General features: G+C 43.7%; 9 protein-coding genes. 7 read left to right on the top strand and 2 right to left on the bottom strand.

The annotated features are described in order from the left end of the window. The first annotated feature begins 45 nt into the window (after window positions 1-45). Complete coding sequence (locus tag DK188_RS03365; RefSeq protein ID WP_111669353.1) at window positions 46-225, top strand: hypothetical protein; 180 nt, start codon at window positions 46-48, stop codon at window positions 223-225. Window positions 226-277: 52 nt separating this feature from the next. Next, complete coding sequence (locus tag DK188_RS03360) at window positions 278-949, top strand: hypothetical protein (protein WP_111669352.1); 672 nt, start codon at window positions 278-280, stop codon at window positions 947-949. Window positions 950-1016: 67 nt separating this feature from the next. On the opposite strand, the gene recF is transcribed toward DK188_RS03360, so the two are convergent. After that, complete coding sequence (gene recF / locus DK188_RS03355; RefSeq protein ID WP_111669351.1) at window positions 1017-2117, bottom strand: DNA replication/repair protein RecF; 1101 nt, start codon at window positions 2115-2117, stop codon at window positions 1017-1019. A 90-nt stretch (window positions 2118-2207) separates the two neighbouring features. On the opposite strand from recF, the gene pdhA reads away from it, so the two are divergent. From pdhA to DK188_RS03330, 5 genes are all read left to right on the top strand, one after another. After that, entirely contained in the window at window positions 2208-3227 is a 1020-nt protein-coding gene (gene pdhA, locus DK188_RS03350; protein WP_111669350.1) for a pyruvate dehydrogenase (acetyl-transferring) E1 component subunit alpha, read from the top strand. Between the two features lie 111 nt (window positions 3228-3338). Further along, window positions 3339-4043, top strand: a complete 705-nt coding sequence (locus DK188_RS03345; RefSeq protein ID WP_111669349.1) for a tetratricopeptide repeat protein — start codon at window positions 3339-3341, stop codon at window positions 4041-4043. Window positions 4044-4129: 86 nt separating this feature from the next. Beyond that, window positions 4130-4606: a 6,7-dimethyl-8-ribityllumazine synthase gene (ribH, locus tag DK188_RS03340; protein ID WP_111669348.1), complete on the top strand. Its 477-nt coding sequence runs from the start codon at window positions 4130-4132 to the stop codon at window positions 4604-4606. Between the two features lie 32 nt (window positions 4607-4638). Next, a complete protein-coding gene (locus DK188_RS03335; RefSeq protein WP_111669347.1) occupies window positions 4639-5958 on the top strand; it encodes an aspartate kinase in 1320 nt (439 codons plus the stop codon). Between the two features lie 136 nt (window positions 5959-6094). Beyond that, window positions 6095-6436 carry a DUF6787 family protein gene (locus DK188_RS03330; protein WP_111669346.1) on the top strand — a complete coding sequence of 114 codons (342 nt, stop codon included), beginning with the start codon at window positions 6095-6097 and terminating at the stop codon, window positions 6434-6436. Between the two features lie 143 nt (window positions 6437-6579). Here DK188_RS03330 and recG read toward each other — a convergent pair whose 3' ends face one another. Further along, window positions 6580-8673, bottom strand: a complete 2094-nt coding sequence (recG, locus tag DK188_RS03325; protein ID WP_111669345.1) for an ATP-dependent DNA helicase RecG — start codon at window positions 8671-8673, stop codon at window positions 6580-6582. Window positions 8674-8726: the final 53 nt, after the last annotated feature.

Genomic DNA, 8726 nt, shown 5'->3' with positions numbered 1-8726 from the left:
AGGGTATTTTTTAGTGGTTTTTGAAGCATTAACTTTCTTTAAAATATGAAAAACAAAGCAAACGTTTTGAAAGTAGCCCTACTCATCAGTATGACCTGGGGGGGGCTTAGTTGTACAACTAATCTGAAAAGTCAATTTTATGGCGAACCTGGTGGAAATCATGGTTATTCTTCAAACGGATCATTCTGGCAATTTAATTTGAAAAAGATTGATAAAGGTTATTAAGATGAGAAAGGTAACAAACTATTGTTTATGGCTAATTTTCCTATGCCTAAGCTTGCCTGTGATTGCACAATCTAATCTTTCAATTGAACTTAGAACTGGTGCAAATTTTACCAATTTTACCTATCAGGGTAATTTTCCTGATTTAAAAATTGAAACTGTTGATAACAGATTCTATGGGATTTCTTTAATGAAAAATTCAACCAACAAACTATCATTTGGAGTGGATTTGAGTTATCACAGATTTGACATCAATACAAGATATTTTCCTTTAGATCCAGAAAGTAACTCAGGAGGTGTAAGGTCTAACTATTGGAGCTTAGGTCCTAAAATGTCCTATGACGTGCACTTTCTACCTAAGTTTGGCTTAAATCTGGGAACTGCCTTTTTGTTTAGTTTAACAAATAATGAGGAATATACCTATCAAGGAGGTGAGCTTCAAATTGTCAGGCTTGGAAGCGGTGAACCAAGGGTACCTGTAAAATTGGGTGGCAAGAGATACATAGAAGAGTTTACTTTTGTCTTGAGACCTGAAATAAGTTTGTTCTATGAACTGTCAAGTAAATCTAGAATTAGTTTTACAACGCAATGGGGTCTAGACCTTCGAGAACCTTCCATCGTGATTGATTTAAATCGAATAGAATTTGAGAATCAAACTTTTCAAAATAAATACTTCTTCAGCGGGAGCTACTTCTCAACTCTTTTAGGATATCGTTATTCGTTTTGATTCATGATCAACGGCTGGACATTTGTTCAGCCGTTGATTTGGAATTATAACGGTCTTCGACCTCTTTTTACTTTTTAACTTCCCCCTTTTCCACCTCAAAAAAGAAAACCTCAGTATCCAGATTTCCCAAAATCCCTCTGGACCGCTCAGGCCGGGCATCGGTCAGGAAGATCTGCCCGAAGGTCCCTTTGGATACCAATTCCATCAATTTTGAGATTCGCTCATCGTCTAGTTTGTCAAAGATATCATCCAAGAGTAGCAAGGGTTTTTCACCTTTGTACTCCTCAAAAATCTGAAACTGGGCCAGTTTCAACGCGATGATAAAAGACTTTTGCTGTCCCTGACTGCCAATCTTTCGGATGGGGTGCTCTCCGATCAAGAAGTCATAGTCATCCTTGTGGATTCCCGCATTGCTGTTTTTGGTAGCAAGATCTTTTTGCCGCAGGCTAAGAAAATATTCCGCAAAATCAGACCTCAAGGCTTCGGTTTGGTAGCTGACCGAGACTTCTTCTGTACCGTTGGAGATCTCAGAATAATGATCTTGGAAAAGGAAAGCCATTTGCTCCAAAAGTTCTGCCCGGCGCATGGCAAGAATGATACTCAGCCGAATCAGTTCCTGATCATAACTTCCCAGCAGGGTCAAATCCCGCCTTCCTGTCTCTGCAAATTGCTTCAGCAGCGCATTCCGCTGCTTGAGAAAATGGTGATATCGGATCAGTTGATCCAAGTAAGGATGATCGAGCTGTGAAATCATTCCATCAAAAAACTTCCTTCTCCCTTCACTTCCCCCCTTGATCAGTTCGGTGTCATCCGGTGCGATCAAGACCAGCGGAATCATTCCTACGTGCTCACTGGTTTTGTCAAGGGTTTTCCCGTTTTGGTAGATTTGTTTCTTTTTTCCTGCCTCGAAAGTACAGCGAACTTCCAGTGGTTTTTCTTCAATCTGAAATTTCCCTTTGATGGCAAAAAAATCCTGACCGTGAGAGATATTCAGCGTATCGCTACTCTGTACCGCGCTCTTGGTCAGCGATAAGTAGTGAATGGCATCTAGAATATTGGTTTTTCCACTCCCATTGAGCCCCATGATGGAGTTGAGCTGAGGACTAAACTTCAGAACGGTTTTGAGGTGATTCTTGAACTGGATAAGATCCAAAGACTCCAGATGCATGTGGGAGGGAATTATTTGAGTGGCTGCCTGATTTTTAGGTCGGGATTGCTATATTTGAGGCCTAAAATAGCATATTTTGATCAGTACGATATGGCAAAGAAAACTGCAGCGACCAAGTCCAAGGTAAAATATTCAAAGGAGACGTACACTTTCTGGTACGAAAGTATGCTCTTAATGAGGAGGTTTGAGGAGAAAGCTGGACAGCTGTATGGTCAGCAAAAAATTCGTGGGTTCTGTCACCTTTATATCGGCCAGGAAGCCTGTGCTTCAGGTTCTATCAGCGCTTTGACCAAAGATGACAAGTGGATCACGGCTTACAGATGTCATGCACATCCACTGGGACTAGGTACAGATCCTGGTGCTGTGATGGCTGAATTGTTTGGAAAAGCGACCGGCACCACCAAAGGTAAAGGTGGATCCATGCACATTTTTGACAAAGAGCGAAATTTTGCCGGAGGTCACGGGATTGTTGGAGCACAGGTACCGATGGGTTTGGGTCTAGGCTTTGCCGAAAAATACATGGGCACCAAAAACCTTGCAATTTGCTACATGGGAGATGGTGCGGTAAGACAAGGTGCAGTTCATGAGGCATTTAATCTTGCGATGCTTTACAAGACTCCTGTGATTTTTGTAATCGAGAATAACGGATACGCCATGGGCACTTCCGTAGCCAGAACTTCCAATGTGACTGAGCTTTACCAACTTGGCGAATCTTATGACATGCCTTCCTTCCCTGTGGATGGAATGAATGTCGAAGCGATTCACGAAGCAGTATCAGAGGCTGCTGAAAGAGCAAGAAGAGGCGATGGTCCTACCTTATTGGAATTCAGAACCTACCGCTACAAAGGTCACTCCATGTCTGATCCTCAGAAATACCGAACCAAAGAGGAAGTAGAAGAATACAAGCAGCGGGATCCGATCGAGCAGGTATTGGCTACGATCCGTGAAAACAACATTTTGACTGAAGAAGAAATCGAGGCAATCATTAAGAAAGTGAAAAAACAAGTGGATGACGCGGTGAAATTTGCCGAAGAGTCGCCTTGGCCTGATGGACAGGATGCATTCAAAGATGTCTATGTCCAGGAAGATTATCCCTTTGTAATGGAATAAACCGAGTCCAAATACATTGAAAGCCATGAAGTCTTTCCGATTTCATGGCTTTTTTGTTTGGGCTTGTGTATTTGATAAAAACCGTATATTTGCGACCGAAATTTGAGTAACATGGCAACTAAGCAATCTAAAAAAGCATCCCAGAACGAGGTATTTGAAAACCCGGAAGTACTCGCTGAGCGAATAGGCCGAGGTGAAGCTTTTTTGAAGAAAAACAGTAAAATTTTAGGCGGAGTGATCGCAGTAGCTATCATCCTGATCGGTGGAATTCTTTTCTTCCAGATTAATAATCAAAATCAAAATGAGAAGGCGCAGGCTGAGATGTTTCAGGCAGTGTACTTTTTCGAGCAAGACAGTGTAGATTTTGCCATCAACGGTGACGGTATCAACAAAGGATTTTTGAGTATTGTTGAGGATTATCCACGTACAGATGCAGCAAATCTTGCGCATTTCTACTTGGGCTCAATCTATCTATCTCAGAAAAACTTTCAGGATGCTTTGACGCATTTGGAAGAATTCTCTTCAGATGATTATTTAGTTCAGTCCAAAGCATATTCCTTGATCGGAGATGCCAACTTGGAACTTGGTAACATTGATGCTGCCATCTCTAACTATACTAAAGCAGCCCGTACCAACGAAAACAAATTCACTTCACCAAAGTATTTGGCAAAACTTGCCATCGCTCAGGAAGAAGCCGGTAAAATTGCGGATGCAATTGCCACCTATACTGAAATCGAGGACAAGTACTACGAGTCATTCGAATACGCTGCTGCACGAAAACACAAAGCACGCTTGGAAGGCCTTGCCGCTAAGTAATGCTGGTGCGTACCGCATAAATTAGAAGAGTAAGGCCCGGGGTCTTACTCTTTTTTTATTTCAAAAAATTCCAAATCCTATCCATCATGGCCACTGCACTTAAAAGCCTCAGCGAGCACAGCTCAAAAAACATTCAGGATATCAGCTCAAAGAAATTTGCCATCGTCGTCTCTGAATGGAACGATGAAGTGACTGAGGCATTGTACTCAGGAGCTTATCAGACACTGCTACACCATGGGGCCAAAAAAGAGAACATCATCCGAAAGTATGTGCCCGGCTCCTTCGAACTCACCCTTGGTGCACAATGGTGTGCGCAGGATGAAACAATTGATGCAGTACTTTGCTTGGGCTGCGTCATCCAAGGTGAGACGCGCCACTTTGATTTCATCTGTGATGCTGTGGCACACGGAATTACCACTGTCAGCCTAAAGTACAACAAGCCAGTGATTTTTGGAGTTTTGACCCCAAATACCCAAAAGCAAGCGATGGATCGTGCTGGCGGAAAGCATGGCAACAAAGGGGATGAGGCAGCCATTACTGCTATCAAGATGCTTGGATTCTAAATTAAACCTATAAACCTAATACTAGTAGACCCATGAAAATCATGAAATTCGGGGGGACCTCTGTGGGTCGTCCTGAGCGAATGCACCAGGTGAAAGACCTGATTACCCGAGGTGATGAACCTACCATCGTGGTGCTCTCAGCCCTTTCTGGCACGACCAATGCTCTAGTCGGAATCGGTGATGCCTTAGCGGCTGGAGACAAATCCTTAGCGAAAGAGCGTATTGATACGCTTCATGCTCATTATCTTGAATTTTACCCAGCTCTGCTGAAAAAAGCACCTACTCAGGCCAAAGCTGAAGCCATTATCCGTGAGCATTTTGAGTTTTTGAATATACTACTCAAAATATCCTTCAATGAAGCGATCAATCGGGATATACTAGCTCAGGGCGAATTGCTCTCCACGAAGTTGTTCTATACACTTTTGGAGGAATTAGAGATTCCTGCTGTCTTCTTGGTAGCATTGGATTTTATGAGCATAGATGAAAATTCCGAACCAGAATTGAATCGGATTTCGGAAAGACTCTCCGCCATCCTTGCTCAACATCCCAAAGGAAGACTATTTATCACGCAAGGATACATCTGCAAAAACCACAAGAACGAGGTGGACAATCTGAAGCGTGGCGGAAGCGATTACACAGCTTCACTTATCGCTGCAGCGATCAGGGCTTCAGTTTGTGAGATTTGGACCGATATCGATGGCATGCACAACAATGACCCGAGAATCGTAGAGCGCACTCGCCCGATTGCAGAGCTTTCATTTGATGAAGCGGCTGAGTTGGCTTATTTCGGTGCCAAAATCCTCCATCCTGCCTCCATTTGGCCTGCACAGCTTTACAATGTCCCCGTCCGCCTGCTCAATACCATGGAGCCATCCGCACATGGTACCCTGATCAAGGAATCAGTGGAGACGACAGGTGTAAAAGCCATCGCTGCCAAAGACGGGATCACGGCAATCAAAATCAAATCCAGCCGAATGCTGTTGGCTTATGGATTTTTGAGAAAGATTTTTGAAGTTTTTGAAAAGTATAAGACACCAATCGACATGATCACCACTTCCGAAGTGGCCGTATCCGTGACGATTGATGACTTGAGCCATTTGGAGCAAATCATTTCGGAACTCCAGGCCTTCGGCTCGGTGGAAGTTGACCGGAATCAGGCGATCATCTGCATCGTAGGGAATATGGTATCAGAGACCAAAGGAGCGATCAAATCTGTGATGGATGCGCTGGTGGATATTCCTGTGCGTATGGTCTCCTATGGAGGCAGCAGGCACAATGTTTCAATCTTGGTTGATGCCCAATACAAAATTCCGGCACTGAAGAGCCTGAATGAAGGGGTTTTTAGCTGGTGATGATTGAAAAATTGGAAGATTTGAAAATTGAAAAATTGTAGCAGTATCGAATAATTGATACAATTTTCAGAAACAGAATGAGGGCTGGATTTTTTCTAGCCCTTTTATTTGGAATCAATCTCATTACTTTTGTCCAATGGATGAAAAAAACCCAAAACCCGGATTTCTTCAGCGCCTCCAGACCAAGTGGAAACTCGACAGCTTGCTTCAAGTGGTGTTGGTTTTGGTGGTTTTTGCCTGCACGGGTTTTACTATTTTGTTTATCAAAAATCCAATTCTAAACTTCTTCGGTATCGAGCGTGGTGGTGGGCAAGGATTTATCAACACCGTCCTTTATTTGATCCTGATTCTACCATTATACCAGATTTTTCTACTGATTTACGGCTTTATTTTCGGGCAATTCAATTTCTTCTGGGAAAAAGAAAAGCAGATATTCCGGAGAATTGGAAAGCTTTTTTCAAAAAAAACTAAGAGCTAAAGTGATTGCTTGAATATTTACGAATTAAGATTTACGAATTAAGATATCAAAACTTATTTCGAGCTTTTTCTCCAAAGCTAGCCTTTGAAAACATGGATTGAAGGAAATATTGATCTCGTAAATCAAAAATCATAATTCGTTATTCAACTGATTCTACTCCAATTCACCGCCGTAGTCTTCTGCTGTTTCACTTGTCGAAGAATGGCATAATTTTCAGGCTGTTTAAGTTCTGGATCATTTGTCAACAGCTGCTGTGCCGCATCTCTGGCTAATGTCAATAATGGAGCATCTTTGCTCAGGTCTGCGATCAACAAATCGGTAATCCCACTCTGCTGTGTACCCATCAGATCTCCCGGACCTCTGAGTCTCAAATCCACGTCAGCAATCTCAAAGCCGTCATTTGTGCGAACCATCGTCTCCAGCCTAATTCGAGAATCTTTTGACAATTCCAATTTGCTCATCAGCACACAGTAGCTTTGTTCGGCACCTCTTCCCACCCTGCCTCGCAACTGATGCAGCTGGGAAAGTCCAAACCGCTCTGCATTTTCGATGATCATCACGGAGGCATTTGGCACATTGACTCCCACTTCGATCACGGTGGTCGCTACCATGATTTTGGTTTCACCTTTGATGAAGCGCTGCATTTCGTAGTCTTTGGCATCAGATTTCATCCCACCATGCACGATGCTTAGGGGATATTGTGGAAAAGCCCTTGAGATACTTTCATATCCATCCATCAGATTCTTCAAATCCATCTTTTCCGACTCCTCGATCAGGGGGTAGACGATGTAGACTTGCCGTCCTTTTTTTACTTCTTCATTGATAAATCCAAAGACTTTCAGGCGATCCTTATCATAGCGGTGGACGGTCTGAATGGGTTTCCTTCCAGCAGGCAGCTCGTCGATCACTGACACATCCAAGTCACCATATAGGGTCATTGCCAGGGTCCTGGGAATGGGCGTAGCAGTCATGACCAAAACGTGCGGAATGAATTCTTCATTTTTCGCCCAAAGTTTAGCGCGCTGGGCTACTCCGAATCGGTGCTGCTCATCCACGATCGCCAGTCCCAGATTTTTGAATTGGACGATGTCCTCTAGCAAGGCATGAGTTCCGATTAGGATTTTCAGTTCCCCAGATCTCAATTCCTCATGGATAATTTTGCGGGCTGACTTCTTGACCGAGCCAGTCAAAAGTGCGATTTTCAGCCCCATCATATCCGCATATTGCTTCAACCCTTCGTAATGCTGATTGGCTAAAATCTCCGTCGGAGCCATCAGGCAAGCCTGGGCGCCGGAGCCAATTGCAATCAGTGTGCAGATAAAAGCCACCATGGTTTTGCCACTTCCCACATCCCCTTGAATCAAGCGATTCATCTGCTTACCTGACTTCATGTCCGCAAAAGATTCCCGGATCACCCGCTTTTGAGCATTGGTAAGTTCAAAAGGAATGTGATTTTTATAGAAATCTGTTAACAACTCTGTATTGCCCAAGACCTGTCCACGGGACTTTTCGGTACGGGTAACTTTCAGCATGAGCAGGCGAAGTTGCAAGTAAAAAAACTCTTCAAACTTTAGCCGCTTTCTAGCCCGCTGCAGCAAGTCAGGAGCTGTTGGAAAGTGAATCTGCCGAATCGATTCCTGCTTACCAATCAGTTGATATTGCTCAAGAATTTCGGGAGAAAGTGTCTCTGGGATATGCGGATATACTGCTGGGACGAGGACTTCGAGGATTTTTGAGATACCCCGGGAGTCGAGAAACTTATTTCGGAGCTTCTCGGTGGTCGAATAAACCGGCTGAAAATTATTTCGCTTTTCATTGGCTGAAGTCACAGGCTCCATCTCCGGATGTGCCATGCTCCAAGTACGTCCAAACTGCGCGGGCTTTCCCAAAAAAATATATGCCGCACCAGCCAAAAGCTTCTTTTGAACCCATTGTATTCCCTTGAACCAGGTCATCTCCATCTGACCGGTATCATCGAACACATGTGCGACTAACCTCCGCTTTCCTCCGGCTCCTACAAGTTCAATGTTTTTGATTCGAGCTATGACCTGTACACTTTCCAGATCATCATGAAGCTCCCGGATTTTGAAGAATTTCGTCCGATCCTCGTAGCGGAATGGGTAGTGCTGGAGCATTTCCCCATAAGTGAAAATATTCAGCTCCTTATTGAGCAATTCGGCTTTTTGAGGGCCGACGCCTTTCAGGTATTCGATTCTTGTTTCAAAAATTCCGGTCAAGGGAGCTGTTTTTTGGGGAAAAGCAAATTAAGGCTGTGTCCATTCAAAAGCCA

The sequence above is a fragment of the Algoriphagus litoralis genome, assembly GCF_003259255.1.
Taxonomy (GTDB): Bacteria; Bacteroidota; Bacteroidia; order Cytophagales; family Cyclobacteriaceae; genus Algoriphagus; species Algoriphagus litoralis.
This window is presented reverse-complemented; position numbering and strand designations above follow the sequence as displayed.

Excerpts from the sequence above, each read along its gene's own strand:
- DK188_RS03365 (WP_111669353.1), top strand. The coding sequence starts at position 46 with ATGAAAAACAAAGCAAACGTTTTGAAAGTAGCCCTACTCATCAGTATG.
- recF (WP_111669351.1), bottom strand. The coding sequence starts at position 2,117 with ATGCATCTGGAGTCTTTGGATCTTATCCAGTTCAAGAATCACCTCAAA.
- pdhA (WP_111669350.1), top strand. The coding sequence starts at position 2,208 with ATGGCAAAGAAAACTGCAGCGACCAAGTCCAAGGTAAAATATTCAAAG.
- DK188_RS03345 (WP_111669349.1), top strand. The coding sequence starts at position 3,339 with ATGGCAACTAAGCAATCTAAAAAAGCATCCCAGAACGAGGTATTTGAA.
- ribH (WP_111669348.1), top strand. The coding sequence starts at position 4,130 with ATGGCCACTGCACTTAAAAGCCTCAGCGAGCACAGCTCAAAAAACATT.
- DK188_RS03335 (WP_111669347.1), top strand. The coding sequence starts at position 4,639 with ATGAAAATCATGAAATTCGGGGGGACCTCTGTGGGTCGTCCTGAGCGA.
- DK188_RS03330 (WP_111669346.1), top strand. The coding sequence starts at position 6,095 with ATGGATGAAAAAAACCCAAAACCCGGATTTCTTCAGCGCCTCCAGACC.